Origin of the sequence: Clavibacter michiganensis (assembly GCF_021216655.1) — a bacterium.
Classification (GTDB): domain Bacteria; phylum Actinomycetota; class Actinomycetes; order Actinomycetales; family Microbacteriaceae; genus Clavibacter; species Clavibacter michiganensis.
Genome location: NZ_CP080439.1, coordinates 36710 through 52661 on the forward strand (window position 1 = coordinate 36710; position 15952 = coordinate 52661).

Consider the following 15952-nt stretch of genomic DNA (forward strand, 5'->3'; position numbering starts at 1 on the left):
GATCACGACTTGCCACCTGTCCACGGCACAAAATCACCTTTGCTGGGAGTTGTCGCCTGCCCTGCGGAAAGTTCACCGTTGTCAAGCACGATAAGCTTCCAATCGCGGTCAATCCAGGCCACCGTGCACGGAATACCGCCGTAGCCTGTCGGGCTAGAAGGGAACGTGTACACGAGTGTGATCTGCGCCTGATCCGGACTGAATGCGTCGACAACAAAGCCTGCTGAAGTCATTCCTGCCGAAATCATCTTCGACGGATCCGAACCCTTCGCGGTCTGCGTGACCGCGATCTGCTTACCAGGTGAATTGGCGATGTAGAAGTTCAGAGCATCGGTGATCGCGTGCCGCGTGTCGTACTGGCTGTACACGGCGGTTACTGCGGCTAGCGCAGCCCCGACGCGGGATCGCGCGAAGCACGCGTCGAACCCGTCCACGGTCTTCGTCGGTCCCGCTGACGCCGAGACCGGCCACGTCAGCCCTTCGGCGCCGGTCTGGTACCTGAGGTCTGCGGGCGTTGTCGGGGGCAGGGACGAGTCACCCGGCACGTCCGGGCACCCCCCGTCGGGTGCAGCCGCCGCCGTCTGAGGAGCTGCAGACCCGCCCACCACTGGCGCGGACGCTCCAGCGTCCTCCGTGCTCTGATTCTTCGGCGAGACGATCCCGAGGACCGTCACGAGGATCACTACGGCAAGCCCGGCTCCAAGGATGATGAACGCACCCCACATCGCCTGCCTTGAATGCCAGGCCCGCGAAAGCCGCCCTCTGCCTGTGGAATGTTGTGTATTCATGTCGGGATCGGAGTGCAGGCGGTTGAAATGGCACCGAGGAAGGCCGTCGCAATTCCGCCGGCTCCCGCTACTATGACCGCTCCGAGGATCCAGCGAGACAACGTCTTAAACATCGCTCCACCGTCATGGTGCTGTGTCTGGAACCACATTCCCATACCAATCATCACCAACGAGCACACGGCGGCAAAGACTGCGGCGATCGCCAGCCAAAGCTTCCCGGTGTCCATGCCATCCTGCGCCGCGCCCGGCAGGCAGTACGCCTGGGCAACGACATATCCAGCTCCATTAGCTGCAGCTGCGATATGAGGGGCTCTTACGATGGCCGCGTATGCTACTTCGCTTATCATCAGTTCTTGTCCATTTCCTCGTAGATGACCTTTGTGGCGGCTTGGTTTACTCGCGCGGCGACGCGCGCCAGGCGCCCCGTGGCCGGATTAGGAATCTGCAAAGCGCCGCGTAGCGCGGCCACCCATGGGACGCGTATGTCGGGAGCCGCCCCAGCCACGACCTTCTGCTCGCGCATTGCCGCTGCGATCGGGCGACCGGGCGCGTCTGCGACGACGAGCACCGCCGCGACGCGATCTCGTCCCAGATCCCGGATCGCGTACTTCACCTGCGCCAGGCCCGCCGGGACGGACCGGCACACCAGGAGTACGCGTTCGGTCGGAAGCAGGGGCTTGTCGAACTCCGTCTCTCGGAGGTGGAGGAGCTGGGCCCACGTAGTCGCGCCGGAAAGGGGGTGCGCACCGACGATCGCGACTTGTGGCGGCGCTGCAGGGGCTTCGCTCGGGCCTGCCCAGAGGTTTGCGTCGTCCCCCTCCGCGACCGAACTGCCGTCTGGGCGCAGCACGACGCGCGTGGTGCGAGGGCCGTCGGTGATCGTCGCTCGGACCAGGCCAGCGAAGTCGACCCGCCGGGGGACTGCGTCGAGGACTGTGCGGCGGAGGTTCTCCCCCGCGTTGACGGTGACGACGTGGCCGTTAACTGCCCACAGCGGGCCGAGGATGTGCGTCACCTCGTGCTCGTGCTCCGGGCCGGGAGGGTCTGCGCTCAGGTCAGCACTGCTCGCGATGCTCATGCGAGAAGTGTTGCAGCTCTACAACATATGACGCAAGCGTGCAACACGCCAAGAGGCTATGCGGGCCGGTGCGGTGCGTCCGGTAGTAGGTGCGCAGAGAGCCAGGACGACGTCGAGCGCCGGAACCGCTGCGGATCGGCATTCCACTCCATCGCATGGGGGCTCTCGGGGAACTCGTCGAGAGTCACGTTTGGCGAACTGCGCGACATGGCTTCGGAGGCCGCGAACGGTGTCGTGGCGTCGCCGCGGGAGTGGATGATTAAGGTCGGGATTGACACCGTCGGGATGCTCTCCGGGAGCGTCAACGCAGACTTCAACCCAAGGCTCCGCGCGACTACTCGTGTGGAGAGGGCTTTGATCGTCGCATCCGCAAGCCACTGGGGTACGCGCTGGCGAGTCATGCCGAAGCGGATCGTGCGCGCCCAGCTGATGGCCGGGGACACGAGCACGAGGCCGTCGACGGCATCGCGGTCGTTCCCTCGTCTGAGCGCCTCGAGCGCGATCGTGGCTCCGAGCGACCATCCGACGACGGCGATCCGCTCAGCGCCCTGAGCGCGGGCGAAGCGGATGGCTGCGTCTAGGTCGCGCCACTCCTCCTGGCCCAGCGCCGAAGGCAGCGGATCCTCGGCTTCGGCCTCCCCATCGCCGCGATACGAGATGACGAGGGAGGTGAATCCCGTGCCGTCCAACGCATGCACGCTGCGGAGCGCCGAATCCCGCCCCGCGAGCATCCCGTGCACGTGGATCACCCACACCGACGCTTGCTTCCCGTCCCCGGCGTAGAGCCAGGCGGGCTGTCGGGCCGCCTCCGCCACGACGTCGACGTCCACAGGCGCAGCGGCAACGACGGTCGAGGCGCAGAAGACGTTCCCACAGGCTCGACCCAGGGTCCCGGGCTCGATACGCGCCGGCTGCGCTAAGCGACGAACAACGGCATCCGGCGTAGGCGCAAGTTCCACGCCGGGAGAAAGGACCGCCAGCTGCGTTTCGTTCGAGTACAGGAGCCCGATAGTCCCGGTAAAACTTGTCAATAGCGTCTTTGACAGTGTGATGCGGTCGGGAACTCGTACCTCGACTATTTGTGTTGGGCGGGAGCGCTGTGGGTACACCACCGCGCGCGCCAAGATCACGACTGGGGCCGCGACCGCGGTTGCGCACATCAGGGCGACTGCTACTACGACGAGCGGGATCATGACGGTACCAGTTCAATCTTCTTGGACAGAGCCCGTTCCACAGCCGCGAATACATGCCTGTCGGGGCCAGACAGCGTGTCGGGGTTGAGCTTGACGCGGTCTCGGATGTTCGCCGCTGAATCAAATGCTAGCTGCCGATCGGACCAGCCCCTCGATTTGGTGAGGGCGAGCCGTAGTTCCGTGAATTCTGGGCCCTGTCCGCGAGCATCGACACGAACGGCCCACCTCGCCGCGCTCCACCAGAATGCCCTCGCGGCCAAAAGCCACATGAACCCCGCTCCGATGAACAGAACGCCCGAGAAGAACGGAAGCTCCGCGACGTAGTAGTAATGGACCTTGAACTCAACCGAAACTGGGGCGAAGTGGGCGATGGCGAGATACGTGAGTTCGAGGACGTCGCTCACTATCATGAGGCCGAACCCGGCCACCCACATAACGGAAAGAATGGTGCGCTTCTCGGAGAGAGTGCGAATGATAAGGCCGGCCACGGTGCCCATGTATGCCGTGTACAGCGACGCAAATATCCAGACCGGTGTTTGGTCGAGGCGGTCAAGAACGAAGGCTCGTGATGTTTCTCCGGGACTGTGGATGAGTGAGAATGGGACTGCGACGCTGAGTGCGGCAGCGAGGAGCGACCACCAGGGCAATCTCCGACTGAGCCGCCCTCGCTCTCGCACGACCGCGTTGTGGAAGGACCACATTGCTGCCAGGGCCGTCAGATCGCGGACGAGGGTCAGGGTGTTGCGGTCTCCTAGGACTCGATCCAGATCGGCAGGGCCGGCGCCGACGACTCCGTAGGTCATGACAGACACCATGCCGAAGACGGTGCCCCACCAGGCGGCCTTTCGGTATGAACGGCGCGCGCGCAGCGCCACCACGACGAACAGCACGGCAAGACAAAGGCTTTCCATCATGCGAAGTGTTCCTCTTCCGTGGTGTCGGCGTAGATGGCCAACCGTCGCATGAATGCTCTCGCCATTGCCTCAACCACCAGTTCTTCATACACCGAATCGGCGTCATTGGACTCGGTGCTATTGCGTGGGCAAAGCCGAAGGAACTGACGCGAATTGGTCAGCGGCTGCCGCGGCCTCGGTGCGTCGCCCGAAAACCATGAGTCGGGGGCGCTGCGGATGATGAGGTGGCACAATTCGTGCACCTTACTCAATAGGCAGTAATAACCACTGTCGTGTGCGGGAACTAGTATTCCGGTAAACGTTTCTGCTTCAAACAGGACACCTGTAGTCGCACGTAGGGAGGTGTCGCGTATTTCATCGAACACCAAGCGGCGCCCATGCAGCTCTGATACCGCATGGCGGAGATCGTTAAAGTCAGCATCCTTAGGAAGCGGCGTCTTCCAGACGAGGGCGTGGGTCATGGACGAGATGGAATCGTTTGCAAGATGACGTGTGCGGCGACGGCGCATCATGTGTCCCATCATTTCAGCTGCGCGCAACGCAGCTTTCAGTCGTTATTTGACGGCTCTTCTTTCGCGATAAGGTCGCGAATCGCGGAATCTACTACGGCAATCTCGTCCGGCTCCAGCTCATCAAGCGAACGTGCGGCGAGCTTCGTCACGCCGACTGCGCGCATGGACGCTGCTAGCCGTAGCTGTGAGTCAATGCGCTGTGCCTCATCATCCGGCGATGTGCCAAGGAGATAATCTGTCGGCACCTCAAGGAACTCCGACAGGGCATTGACCAAGGAGTGAGAGCCAGCGCCGTCGACGAACGCGCGCCATTCCCGCAGGGACAGGATGTTGCCGCTGCTCGCGAGCGCGGCGCGTGCCTTCGTGTAGGCGGCCTCTGAATCGGCCCTCAAGCCGGCGGCCTCGAGGGCAAGCCTTGCTCGGTCCGCGCGGACCACCTCATGGGCGTCATCTCCAGTCGTGATGCCGGCTCGCCGGGCTGCGCGCGACACGAGATCGAGGGGGTCATCCCCCACGGTCCGGCACAACATGACGAGCTCGACCACGGTGACGGGGCGCTTGCCGTTGAGGATCCGGTAGAGCATGTCGTGGGTGATCGACGACCGTTCCGCCCAAGTGCGCACGCTGAGGCGGGACGCGCCCTGCGCTGCGCGAAGTTCGGTGGCAAGAGCCTCGTGCAGGGCTCGTGCAGAGGTCTCGCTCATCTGATCCACCCAAAAACGCTAGCAGGCGCCTTGCCCGCAGTCTGTGTTGCAAATTTACAACAGACTGGCTACTTTGCAACCATGCCACCAGCTGTCCCCTCACGCAGTCAGCGCGAAGACGAGCGCGTTGGCGACACCAACAGCTGCAGCGCCCGCGAGGATGACCCAGACCCAGCCTCGACGAGGGCGAGCAGGTCTAGGAGCGATCGGGGACGCGCGCGTAGCCCGTGGTCGGGCGGCCTGTTCGGTGCGCATGAGATCCACTGTGCCTCCACGGGCGCGGCCGCCGCGCGCAGTGCGCACAGGCGGGCCGAGCTCGCCGTGAGGGTCGATCGGTCCGACACACCGCGCCGCATCCCTGAATCTGATTCAGGTTCACGGGAGGATCGCGTCATGCCACAGATCAGCAAGGGTGCCCGGGAGCTGCTCGTCACGCGACCGAACACGAGTGTCGTTACTGCCGCCCGCCGGCGTGTTGACGATCTCGGCTACAAGTCGATGAGCGACTACCTCGCAGCTCTCATCGCGCGCGATGTTCAGATGCCCGACCTGGCGCCCTTGCCTGTCGACCGATCCACTCGCCAGGAGCTGCCCATCGCAGACGTCGCTTAAACGAAGGAGCCCGCCGCTTCCGCGACGGGCTCCTGCACGTGTTGTAGCTCTAACCCTCATCGCTGCCAGGCCAGGAGGTTCGAGCTAAGGAAGTTCCACCAGCCCTCACGGGAGGCTTCGCTATGTCCGCCACTGTACCGCACGATGCGGTATTTGCACCCGCGCGCGCCCAATTCGGGCAGGCGTGGGAGCTCACGCGCCGCCTGAGCCCGCGCGACCAGGTACGCGCGATGATCCGCGACGCCTACGGCCGGCTCGACGGGAACAGCTACCCCCGGCTGCACCGGCTCGGCGCCGTGGCGCCGTCGACGCCGTGGGCGATCCGCCTGGCGGACTCCGCCGGCCGGTACCGGCTGCTGTGCTTCGACTTCGACGGCAAGGACAGCACGGGCGTGGTCCCGGAGCTGATGGAGCAGGCGCAGGACCAGGCGGCGGTGCTCTCGCGCACGCTCGACGAGCTCGCGATCGCGCACGTCCTCTGCCGGTCTTCCGGCGCCGGCGGTCGCCACGTGTGGGTCGCCGTGGCCGGCGGCGCCGAGGCTGCCCAGGTCGGCGCCCTCGCGGCGGCCGCGCACGCGTGCTTCCGCACGCTGGACCACGGGATGCTCCGCAACCCGGCTGAGGGTGCCGCCCGTCCCCCGCTGTCCCCGCACCGCGACGGCTCGTCGTCGACGATCCTCGCCGGCGACGTCGACGTGCTCCTGGCGCCGTCGACGACGCCGGCAGACCTGGACGCGCTCACCGCGCTCCTCCTCGAGCGCGCGCCGGCGCCGCGCGCGGCCGACAGCGCCCCGTCGGGCCCTGTCGACGTCCGCCACCGCGCGCACCGCGAGCTCAGCCGCGCGGGAGCGGCGCACATGGCTACGATCGACGGCGGTGGGAACCCGTCGTGGACGGGTTTCATGTGCCTCCTGGCGGCCGCGAACGCCGGCTGGACCTTCGGCGACGTCGAGCATGCGGCCCGGACGGCGCCGGGGATGGAGCACTACCGGACCAAGAACACCGGCCGTGGCGGCCGCCGCGCCCGCAGCGCCGCTGAGGCACGGGAGCGCCTGGAGCGGCAGTGGTCCCACGCCCAGCAGTACGCGGCCGTCCAGCGGCCGCTCCCGGCCCGCCGCGAGCCGCAGGACCTCACGGAGCTCCACGCGATCGTCGCCGACGTCGACGCCATCCTCACGTCCTTCCGCGTCACCCCCGGCCGGTGGGGCCGCAGCGAGGCAGACGCCTCCCGGCGCTCAATCCTCACCGCGCTCACCTACCTCACGCTCCAGACCGGGAAGCGGACCGTGGCGGCCTCGATCCGGGATCTCGCCCTCATGGCAGGCCTTGGCCGCAGCACCGCGCAGCGGGCCCTCCAGGCCCTCACGGAGGCCGGCTTCGTCGTCCGCGTCGCCACCGCAGACGGCGGCAACGCCGCGGAATGGCGGGTGACCTGGCGACTTTCCACAGCACACGGTGCAGTTGGGTCACAACCACTAAATAACCCCCGCCCCCCTGCCGAACTGTTCGCGCATCGCGCCGAGCTTGTTGCTCTCCTCGAGCACGAACTCGTCGACCAGCGACACGACCTGTTCACCCGGCCGGGCCTCGGACACCTCGCCGGCAGGCTCTACGCCACGCTCGGCCAGCACACCGCTCTCACCGTCGACGGTGCCGCCCGGATCCTCGGCATGAGCAGCCGCCACACCGCGACGATCCTCAGCCGGCTCCGCCAGCATCGCCTCATCAAGATCCATAGAGACGGGTGGGCGCGAGCTGTGCGGGATCTCCGGGACGCCGCGGCCCGCGTCGTAGACGTCGCTGGGATCCTCGTCGACCGGGCGCACCGGTACCAGGCGGAGCGGGAGGTCTGGGCCTGGTGGAACGCCGAGCTCACGACGATGCACACCACTCCCCGAGCCCGACCCCGACGTCCCACCGTGTCGAGCCGGCCCCTATTCGCGGCGCCGACCGCGGGCGAGCGCGTCTGGCCCCGCTACCCGCGAGCGGCGACCCGTGCGGACCATCGTGCAGCTCGAGCGCTCGTCCTTGCCGGCGCCCTCAACCCGGAGGCCCGCTGGCAGTACCTCGGCGAGGCCGCGTAACTACCGTGACTCTCTGCGGAGCCGGTGCAGTCGTGGCCGAGGCCGCATTGGTCCTGGGGAGGGTCCAAATTGGTACCGCGCTTCTCAGCGCCATGGGCAATACGTTGCCCGCCAATATCGCCACCGTCCACAGAGGTGACGCCGTCGCCAGATATGCCGCTGCGATTGCTACGCCTAAGACAGCGCCATGAATTAGTGCGCCCATGTTTCTATGGCGCGTGTAGCGCGTTGCTGTGAAGACTGCGAGCCCGGGTAATACCGCTAGTGCTCCGGTGGCGGGATCAAGAATCGCGTCTTGAGATGTCCCTACAACTTCCCTATATCCGTCTATTAACCCTGAAACGAACGCGAAGATGCATAGGAATGCGACAGTCACAATTCCGTGGGTCAGTTTCTCACGAAGGGGTGCGACTGCATCCGCGGACGAGTTGCTCATGTAGCCGATCGTAGGGTCTGCTGCAAGCGCTTGCCGCCGTGCTGCGACCCCTGTTCGGGACTGTTCCCGCACCTGTGGGCGCTCCTACGCCGGCCGGGCCGGCGGGTGAAGCCGTGCCGGCCCCGGGTGCCGCTGCGCAGCGCCGTCATGGCCCTGGCGGGCCCTCTGTTTTGCCGTCAAGCCTTCGGCAGCATACGGGCGTCTGGCGTCCGCGCAAGCGACTGCGCCGCCGTCTCCGCCGACATTTCCGGGACGCGGTCGCGCGCTCCCTTATTTCGCCCCGGAAAGCTCTCCCCCACCGCCCTAAGGGTTCCGCTCCACCCGGTCGCCATAGCGGCGACAAGCGCCTTCACGGCAAAACAACGAGTGGAAGGGAGAACACAAGTGAATGTCACCGAGAAAACCATCAGTCCCAGCGGATCCGCCGAGTCGAGCCCGCTCACGATTACCCGGACCCACGAGGAGGGCACGAGCTGCGGGGACGGCACCGCGGAGATCCTCAAGCGCGAGGGCTGGCGCTGGGGGCGGAGCAGCGGATCCTGGTACGTCTCGCGCAGCCGCGACAGGCTGCCGAACCCCTGGAAGATTCAGCGCATCGTCGCCGCTCTCGGCGCCGCCGGCTTCGCCGTCGACGCCGAGGTGAGCACCGACATCCGGCCGGTGGCCGAGGTCGAGGCCGCGAAGATCGAGCGGCAGGCCGACCGCGTCGACGCGCTGGACGCGAAGGCCGAGCGGAAGGCGATCGCGGAGGTCGAGGCCGGCGGAGCGCGCCGCGGCCGCGCTCCGCCGGCTCCGCGAGGGCGGCGAGCCGATCAAGGTCGGGCAGCACGCCGCAGGACGTCACCGGAACGCGATCGACAAGGCCCACGCCGCCCTCGGCCGGTCCGTCGAGGCCGGCCGCGACGCCGAGCGCGCCCGCGGCCGCGCGGACGCGGCACGCATCACCACCGATGCGCGCTACTCCCCCGTCACCGTCACCGTCACCGTCGCCAACCGCATCGAGAGGCTCGGCGCCGCGCTCCGCAAGCTCGAACGCAGGCTCGCCGAGGACGTCTAGGACTCCGAGTGCGGCTACCGCCCCGCCACGGCCAAGGAGCAGGCGCGCCGCGCCGAGGGCGTCGCCCCGTACCTCGAGGAGAAGCCCGACCAAGTCGCCGACTGGAAGGGCGTGCGCGTTGGGCAGATCGCCACCGGGCGCGCGGCCGGGTACGACCGGACCAACGTGCAGAAGGGCGAGCACGTCAAGATCCGCGGCGCCTGGCGCCGCGTCGTCTGCGTCAACCTCAAGACGGTGAGCCTGGAGACCGGCTACACCTGGACCGACACCACGCCCTATGCGGAGATCCAGGAACTCCTCCGGCCCGCGTAGACCCGCGGCCCGGGATCTTCTTCGACGCAGGCGGGGATCCCGGGCGCCTCTCCCCCGGACAGGCCCTCCAAGCTGTTATGTGGCCGCGCGCGGGGCCTGGAGCGGGTCAGGCTTCACGCTCACCACGATCAGCATGACTCCCGGGGCGCGCCGACGCCCGTCCCTGTTGAGCCGGCCTCTCCGCGCCGAACTGGCCGTGGGCGAGCGCGTCTGGCACCGGTAGCCACGGGCATGCAGCCGTGCCGGCCTCCGTGTAGCTCCAGCTGCCGCCGGCTATGGCTAGCTAGATAGCTAGATAGACGACTCCCTAGATAGAGAGCTAGCGGTATATCTGTATAGGTAGCTAGCTCTCTAGCTAGGTTGCTAGATAGCTCTCTAGCTAGCTATACTAGAAGCATGGAAGCGATCATGGTCTACAGCGAGTCAGGCGGGGTCTCGAAGACCACGACCGCGGTGTCACTCGCCACTGTTGCCGCCATTGGCGGTCGGAGGGTCACCCTTGTCGATCTTGACCCTCGAGCCGCGGCCAGTCGATGGCTTGGAGTAGAACCCAAGGAACCCGGACTCGACGTTGGCGCCATTCTCGCCGATCCTGAGCCAAACGGGTGGATGGACGACATGGCCGTACCCTCCCGGTGGCATCCCAATCTCAGCGTGCTGCCATCTAGCCGCAGCGTCTCCATTCGAGAAGGGGAGCAGGCCGACTACGCCGAGCTCCGGTTGAAGGCATCTCTTGAGGGAACGACCGCCGACCTTGTGATCTTCGATTGCCCCAATCGGCAGGGCGGTCCTCTGACCCTGTCGGCGCTGAACGCGTCGGACGCAGTCGTCTACGCGGCGAAGGCCGACGAAGATGGTGTCAGCGGAGTAGAAGGGGCGATGGTCAGCGTGCAGCGGTTCCGCGACTCGCGCAGGCTCCTTGGTGCGACGGACAAACTCCGGGAAGCCGGGATCGTTGTAGGGGCGTTTCGGGGTATGACGGTAATGCGGCGTATCGAACAATATGCGCTCGATGAGCTTGGGGGACTGGGGTCAGTGCTGTACCCGCTTGTTCCAGACCGCGCTGTTGTTCAAGACGTTCGCGCCACTCACGAGTGGTACGGAGACTTTCGGAAGGGTCAGCCTGTCGTAGACGCCTACTCGGAGATCTTGACAAAGGTTGTCTCATGACCGACGAGAAGAGGGAGCGTCCGACCTTCCCCATGCGCCGCACACCGCGGCCTGCTCCCGACCTCGGCAGGGACCCGATCGACGTCCCGCCATCGCGAACCGTGACCGCAGATATGCCGCAGGGGACCGAAGTGCAGTCCGGTCCGGCTCCGGCGGCTGCTCAGTCACCTAATCGGAGCGTGACAGTGCAGCTGCCCAAGCGGGACGTGACGGTGCAACTGGGTACCCGCGTCGGAGTGCGCACCAAGGACCTCCTGGACTACGTGAAGGCGACGCAGGACCAAGACATTCGGGTGTCCATCGAGCTTGCGGTCGAGGCGATGTTCGGCCACCTCCTCCCGACAGACGAGTCGTCTAGCTAGATAGCACCTTGCTCCATGGCCCGGATGCCCGCCGCGGCGGGACCGGGACCGGGACCCGGACAGGTTCTCGGCGAGGACCGACCAGTAGGGGACTACGACGCCAGCAGGTGAGGGTGGTCGCCCCACGCAGCTCGAGCGCCTCCAAGCTCGCCCCCGGCCCTTCTCTCTCTTCCGGCCGGGGGCGTTTGGCGTCCGCGCATACTGGGTAGATGACCTACGAGCTTGCGCACCGGCCCCGCACGGAGAGCGGTGCGAAGCTCGTCACCGTCGAAGCCCCGTCGAGCTGGGCGGCCATCGAGCAGCTCAAGGCGAAGATCCCAGACGGGCACGTCGTCCTCTACGTCCGGCCCCTCGGCTAGACGCCGGCATCGGCGTCCTCGTCGACGTCCGCCGGCGCTGCGTGCCGTGCAGCGAACGCCACGAGCCGGTCCGAGCGCTGCATCATCCACGCCACGGCCGCGTTCAAGGACGCCTCTCGATGGACCCAGATCCTTTGTCCCCGCTCGTTGCGGGCGTCGGCGTAGACCTCGTACGTGAACGGGTCTCCGAGCTCGGCCCGGACCCGCATCACGTAGCCGAGCACGGGGGAGTCCTCGACCTGGACGCGCCAGTAGCCGGCCTCCTGGTGAGCCCATGGGTGCGTCTCGACGCCGCGCACCAGACGTGTGACGTCGCCATTCACCTTGTTCACCGGGGGTCTCCTTCGTCGATCGAGTCGATGTAGGAGCATCCGGCCTTGCTCGTTGAGGAGAGTACGGACAGCCTGCGACATGCCGAAAACGGTGCAGCCCACGTACTGATGTACGTGGGCTGCACCGTTCTATGCGTTACAGCTTTGGATCATCCTTCCGCCGCGCGCGCGCGAGATAAATTGTGACGGCAATTACGGCAACTAGGATGCCGACGAGTACGCCGATTACTGCAGAGTCAGAGAATATGTCACCCATTTACTCACCAATCCTTGTATGTCTTCACTGGGGCGCAGGGATACTGCACATGTTGATTAACGGAGCGCCTGTGACGTGAGGTCACCCACGTAACCGCCCGCAATTCCAGAGACGGCTCCAACAGCGCCTCCGGCCAGGCAGCCTGCGGGTCCGGCAATGACTGCAGCGATGCATCCGGTCACGAATCCTCCTGCCCCGGCTCCGAGGCCAACGATGGCCGCTTCTCGCCAGTCGATGTCATCGAGGCCTGTGGGGTCCAGGTTTGTGATGGGGTTTCCCGTGGCGTAGGAGTACGGGTTAGCTTCCTGGCCGGACGGGTCGACCTGCGTGAATCGGCCCGTGGTGGCGTCGTAGTAGCGTGCGCCGAGCTTGTACAGGTTCTCCGACTCCATGTATCCGCCAATGTAGCGCAGCGAGTTCAGCGAGATGGGTGAGGCGTCGGTGACGCCGCGGGTCTCACCGTACGGGCTGTACGAGTAGCCGCCTTCCCAGATGCCGGCGCCGGAGAACATCCCGATGACGGAACCGAGGAGATCGGTGACGTAGTAGTGGCTCGAGGAGATCCGGAAGCCGACGGCCTCTCCGGTGTCGGTGCGTGCGTAGTTCTGGACGACGTTGGTGGAGGAGTTCGTCTGGCGGGACAGGCCGAGGAGCGAGTTGGAGAACGATCGTCCTCCGGTTGCGCTCTGCGTGTCGGTGTTGCCCTCGCCGAAGGCGGCGAAGCTGGTGTCTCCGATGGACTGCACCTGGGCGCGGTCACCGAAGGTCGCAACGACACCAGAGATGCCGTTCTTGATCTGGTTGCCGGCTGCGTCGTAGACCCACGCGGTGGTGTCCTTGGTGGTCTTCGTGAGCTGGTTTGCGCCGTTGTAGGTGTAGCCGATCGTGCCTGCGTCGGCGCCGGTGTTCCCGGCACGCGTCTGGCTCGTGCGGTTGCCCGCAGCGTCGTAGGCGTAGGCCCATGAGGCGTTCACTGTGGAGCCAGCCTTCTCCTCCGCCTTCGTGATGCGGTCCATGGAGTCGTACTGGTAGGCCGTGACGGCGCCCGCGGGGATGCCCTCTTCCTTCGTGCTCGTGCGGGTCTGGATGTTGGTGGTGTCGGTGCCGTTCTTGGCGAAGGAGTAGGCGACCTCGGCGGTGACGTTCCCGGCCGCGTTCTTGGCCTGCACCTGGGTGGGGCGGCTGGACTTGTCCAGCGTCGTCACGACCTGCGCGCCGGCGGGGAAGATTCGCTTGGTCTCGGCCCCGTTCCTGTCGTACTCGAACAGCGTGCAGCCGCTATTCGCGGCAGGCGTTCCGCTGGTGGGGCAGACGCCTCCGGGCTCGCGCTGGCTGGTGAGCTCGTTGGCGGCGTTGTAGGTGTTGGTCGTGATGCCGCTGGTGTCCTCGAAGGTGAGGATGTTGCCGACTGCGTCGTGCGTGTACTTCTGGTTCAGGCCGGCGAGCGAGCCGATCTGCTGGGTGGTGCGGCCGAGGGTGTCGTACTCGAACTGCTTGGTCCCGGCGAAGCTGTCGGAGTCGAACTGGACGAGCCCGTTGGGGTAGTAGGTCTTCGCGAGGGTGCCACCGTTGTCGAAGGTGACGAGGGTCTGGCGGTCGCGGACGTCGTAGGCGTACTTGGTGATGTCGCCCTTGCCGTCGGTGACGCTGGTGACGCGGGAGAGAGCGTCGTACGTGTACGTCGTGGCGCCCTGGGGTGCCGGCGGGGTGACCTTGATCAGGTTCCCGACCTTGTCGTAGTTGTACTTGGTGGTGTTGCCGTTGCCGTCCTTGGCAGAGCAGAGCTGTCCAGCCCAGCCGCCGCAGATGGTGCGGTCCCAGTTGTCGTAGCTGCGCTCGAACTCGACCGCGCCGGTTCCGCCGGCGGTGGTGTCCTTCTTCTTGGTGGGGTTGCCGGCCGCGTCGTAGTCGAAGCTCGCGGTGTTACCGCTGGCGTCGGTGGAGCACTTCACCTGGAAGGCGTCGCCACCGGTGGAGGCACAGCCCGCGCCGGCGGTGTAAACCGCGGAGGCCGCAGCGCCGGTGGGCAGCTCGGTCTTCGTGGCGTTGTTGAGGCCGTCGTACTGGAACTTGGTCTCGTTGCCCGGCGTGCTGCCGGATCCGAGCGCGTCGGTCGAGGTCTGGACGTCGCTGTTCGCGGTCCAGGTCTGCGCCTTCGTGCGGTTCAGGGGATCCTTGGTGGAGGTGACTCGGCCCTGGTTGTCGTAGGCGTAGGTCGAGGCCTTCCCGTTCGGGTTGGTGACGACGGTGTTGCCGCTGTTGTAGGCGAAGTTCGTTACGACGTCGGCCTTGTTCCCGTGGGTCGGGGACGTGGACTTCTGCGTGATCTTGGTGATCTTGTGCGTGGTGTTGTAGCCGAACGTGATGGTCGTCGTGCCGGGCGCGGACGGCACGGTCAGGGTCGCGAGGCGGCCCGTGGTGTCGTACGTCATGGCGGTGACGGCGCCGCCGGGCTTCTCGACCTTGGTGAGCTGGCCGGCGCCGTTGCGCGTGTACGTGGTGGTGCGGTTCGTGGAGTCGACGATCGAGGTGATCTTCTGGTCCGTGCCCGTGGTGTGGTTCACGCGGGTGAAGCGACCGGAGGTGTCCTTGACCGTGTAGGTCGTGGCGGACGTGGTCCAGTCGTTGCTGAGGCCGATGCCGTTGCGGTCGACGTGGTTGACCAGGCGCTTGAGGTTGAGATCGAAGGTGAAGAACTCACCCGTCTCCTTGTAGGTGAGCTTCCACGTCTCGCCCTTGCTCAGGGTGGCGTTGAAGCCGGCCGGCGCGACCCAGTCGGTGCCGCTCTTGGTGAACTTGGCCTGGAAGCCGGACGGTCCGACGAACGTGGCCTTGGTCTCGCCGCTGTTGACGGTGAGGCCGAAGTCGGCGTAGCTCATGGTGGAGGACCAGCCGCCGCCGAGGGCGCCTGCGGAGCTTGAGAGGCCGTTGTAGTAGCGGTCGGCGCGGACGCCGATGCCGGCGGCGGAGCTCGTGCCGTCGTTGGCGGTGAGGAGCAGGTTGCCGTTGGCGAGGTTGACGCGGGCGACGGTGTCGTCGGAGAGCGTGATGTCCTCGAAGGACATGTAGGGGAGCGCGCCGAGGCCCGGAGCGCCGACCGGCGTGCCGGCGGGGACGCGCTGCGTGGACGCGGCCTGGCCGAGCTTGCGGTCCGCTTCCGGGACCTTCCACTCAGTGGGCTCCTCCGCGGGCTTGTCCGCGTCAGCGGGCTCAGCGGGGATGCTCTCGGGCGTCCACACGGCGTCCTTGGCGGCCTTGTGGGCCTCGTCCTGCATCTTCTTGTTGACCTGCGCAGGGTCCTGCGTCTGGTCTTCGAACTGCACCGGGCCGGCCGCGGCCGTCTCGGCGGAGGCCGGCATCGCGCCGAGCCCTGTGATCATCACGGCACTGGTCGCGAAGATCGCGAGCGTGCACCTAACTTGACGAGCGAAGCTCGTCCCCTCACCGCGCTTTGTGACGCGCATGTCGTTCCCCTCAGGTTTTTGACACAGGCTTTTGTGCCAATTCGAAGCTACGTGGAGCACGAACGAACTCGACACGATGAAGTGCTTTAACCCCCCGGTCTGGGGTCGCGGACCTGGAATAATATTGGAGCATGCGGAACAGCGAGAGCAGTCGCTGGTCATGAATGCAAGTCCTCATATATGCGGACATGAGCGAGATGTGATGTAACCGATAACCCAATGTGCCCCCACGCCCCCGATCCCTGTAGTTACGGGGTAAGCCGAGTCGTAGCGTCACTCAAGAGCGTGCTTCATATCACGCGCACGCTAAGGCGCCGGA

At 66.1% G+C, this 15952-nt stretch carries 15 protein-coding genes and 1 pseudogene; 7 read left to right on the forward strand and 9 right to left on the reverse strand.

Features of this window, described 5'->3' with window-relative positions:
* Nucleotides 1-2: 2 nt before the first annotated feature.
* The 7 genes from K0V08_RS16210 to K0V08_RS15905 all read right to left on the reverse strand — a co-directional run bounded on the left by K0V08_RS16210 (nt 3) and on the right by K0V08_RS15905 (nt 5189).
* Complete coding sequence (locus K0V08_RS16210; protein WP_094182750.1) at nt 3-788, reverse strand: DUF8175 domain-containg protein; 786 nt, start codon at nt 786-788, stop codon at nt 3-5.
* Nucleotides 785-1015 (reverse strand): hypothetical protein, encoded by a 231-nt coding sequence (locus K0V08_RS15880; protein WP_227267330.1) that lies wholly within the window; start codon nt 1013-1015, stop codon nt 785-787. Before K0V08_RS15880 ends, K0V08_RS16210 begins: the two co-directional genes overlap by 4 nt.
* 119 nt (nt 1016-1134) lie before the next feature.
* The gene (locus tag K0V08_RS15885; RefSeq protein WP_227267329.1) at nt 1135-1866 is read right to left on the reverse strand and encodes a hypothetical protein; all 732 of its coding nucleotides are present in this window, start codon (nt 1864-1866) and stop codon (nt 1135-1137) included.
* A gap of 56 nt (nt 1867-1922) precedes the next feature.
* The gene (locus tag K0V08_RS15890; RefSeq protein ID WP_227267328.1) at nt 1923-2696 is read right to left on the reverse strand and encodes an alpha/beta hydrolase family protein; all 774 of its coding nucleotides are present in this window, start codon (nt 2694-2696) and stop codon (nt 1923-1925) included.
* 359 nt (nt 2697-3055) lie between these two features.
* Nucleotides 3056-3973: a hypothetical protein gene (locus tag K0V08_RS15895; RefSeq protein WP_094182754.1), complete on the reverse strand. Its 918-nt coding sequence runs from the start codon at nt 3971-3973 to the stop codon at nt 3056-3058.
* Nucleotides 3970-4434 (reverse strand): hypothetical protein, encoded by a 465-nt coding sequence (locus K0V08_RS15900; RefSeq protein ID WP_128517004.1) that lies wholly within the window; start codon nt 4432-4434, stop codon nt 3970-3972. The genes K0V08_RS15895 and K0V08_RS15900 overlap by 4 nt, the downstream gene beginning before the upstream one ends.
* 86 nt (nt 4435-4520) lie before the next feature.
* Complete coding sequence (locus K0V08_RS15905) at nt 4521-5189, reverse strand: helix-turn-helix domain-containing protein (RefSeq protein WP_094182755.1); 669 nt, start codon at nt 5187-5189, stop codon at nt 4521-4523.
* A gap of 393 nt (nt 5190-5582) precedes the next feature.
* On the opposite strand from K0V08_RS15905, the gene K0V08_RS15910 reads away from it, so the two are divergent.
* From K0V08_RS15910 to K0V08_RS15935, 7 genes and pseudogenes are all read left to right on the forward strand, one after another.
* On the forward strand, nt 5583-5801 hold the full coding sequence (locus K0V08_RS15910; protein WP_043560154.1) for a hypothetical protein: 219 nt from the start codon (nt 5583-5585) through the stop codon (nt 5799-5801).
* 122 nt (nt 5802-5923) lie between these two features.
* Nucleotides 5924-7885 (forward strand): helix-turn-helix domain-containing protein, encoded by a 1962-nt coding sequence (locus tag K0V08_RS15915; RefSeq protein ID WP_094182757.1) that lies wholly within the window; start codon nt 5924-5926, stop codon nt 7883-7885.
* Between the two features lie 1226 nt (nt 7886-9111).
* A pseudogene (locus K0V08_RS16205) lies at nt 9112-9378 on the forward strand (DUF3560 domain-containing protein); the annotation flags it as partial.
* A gap of 111 nt (nt 9379-9489) precedes the next feature.
* Nucleotides 9490-9690, forward strand: a complete 201-nt coding sequence (locus K0V08_RS15920) for a hypothetical protein (protein ID WP_094182759.1) — start codon at nt 9490-9492, stop codon at nt 9688-9690.
* Nucleotides 9691-10086: 396 nt separating this feature from the next.
* Entirely contained in the window at nt 10087-10860 is a 774-nt protein-coding gene (locus K0V08_RS15925) for a ParA family protein (RefSeq protein ID WP_094182712.1), read from the forward strand.
* Nucleotides 10857-11222 (forward strand): hypothetical protein, encoded by a 366-nt coding sequence (locus K0V08_RS15930; protein WP_128517005.1) that lies wholly within the window; start codon nt 10857-10859, stop codon nt 11220-11222. Before K0V08_RS15925 ends, K0V08_RS15930 begins: the two co-directional genes overlap by 4 nt.
* A 209-nt stretch (nt 11223-11431) precedes the next feature.
* Entirely contained in the window at nt 11432-11581 is a 150-nt protein-coding gene (locus tag K0V08_RS15935) for a hypothetical protein (protein WP_157444686.1), read from the forward strand.
* Here the strand turns inward: K0V08_RS15935 and K0V08_RS15940 are convergent.
* Together K0V08_RS15940 and K0V08_RS15945 are read right to left on the reverse strand one after the other, a co-directional pair.
* Nucleotides 11578-11913: a hypothetical protein gene (locus K0V08_RS15940; RefSeq protein ID WP_094182713.1), complete on the reverse strand. Its 336-nt coding sequence runs from the start codon at nt 11911-11913 to the stop codon at nt 11578-11580. The genes K0V08_RS15935 and K0V08_RS15940 overlap by 4 nt on opposite strands.
* 312 nt (nt 11914-12225) lie before the next feature.
* Entirely contained in the window at nt 12226-15633 is a 3408-nt protein-coding gene (locus K0V08_RS15945) for an RHS repeat-associated core domain-containing protein (RefSeq protein WP_227325351.1), read from the reverse strand.
* Between the last annotated feature and the right edge of the window lie 319 nt (nt 15634-15952).

Excerpts from the sequence above, each read along its gene's own strand:
- K0V08_RS15880 (WP_227267330.1), bottom strand. The coding sequence starts at position 1,015 with ATGGACACCGGGAAGCTTTGGCTGGCGATCGCCGCAGTCTTTGCCGCC.
- K0V08_RS15915 (WP_094182757.1), top strand. The coding sequence starts at position 5,924 with ATGTCCGCCACTGTACCGCACGATGCGGTATTTGCACCCGCGCGCGCC.
- K0V08_RS15935 (WP_157444686.1), top strand. The coding sequence starts at position 11,432 with ATGACCTACGAGCTTGCGCACCGGCCCCGCACGGAGAGCGGTGCGAAG.
- K0V08_RS15910 (WP_043560154.1), top strand. The coding sequence starts at position 5,583 with ATGCCACAGATCAGCAAGGGTGCCCGGGAGCTGCTCGTCACGCGACCG.
- K0V08_RS15895 (WP_094182754.1), bottom strand. The coding sequence starts at position 3,973 with ATGATGGAAAGCCTTTGTCTTGCCGTGCTGTTCGTCGTGGTGGCGCTG.
- K0V08_RS15900 (WP_128517004.1), bottom strand. The coding sequence starts at position 4,434 with ATGACCCACGCCCTCGTCTGGAAGACGCCGCTTCCTAAGGATGCTGAC.
- K0V08_RS15945 (WP_227325351.1), bottom strand. The coding sequence starts at position 15,633 with ATGCGCGTCACAAAGCGCGGTGAGGGGACGAGCTTCGCTCGTCAAGTT.
- K0V08_RS15925 (WP_094182712.1), top strand. The coding sequence starts at position 10,087 with ATGGAAGCGATCATGGTCTACAGCGAGTCAGGCGGGGTCTCGAAGACC.
- K0V08_RS15885 (WP_227267329.1), bottom strand. The coding sequence starts at position 1,866 with ATGAGCATCGCGAGCAGTGCTGACCTGAGCGCAGACCCTCCCGGCCCG.
- K0V08_RS16210 (WP_094182750.1), bottom strand. The coding sequence starts at position 788 with ATGAATACACAACATTCCACAGGCAGAGGGCGGCTTTCGCGGGCCTGG.
- K0V08_RS15905 (WP_094182755.1), bottom strand. The coding sequence starts at position 5,189 with ATGAGCGAGACCTCTGCACGAGCCCTGCACGAGGCTCTTGCCACCGAA.
- K0V08_RS15930 (WP_128517005.1), top strand. The coding sequence starts at position 10,857 with ATGACCGACGAGAAGAGGGAGCGTCCGACCTTCCCCATGCGCCGCACA.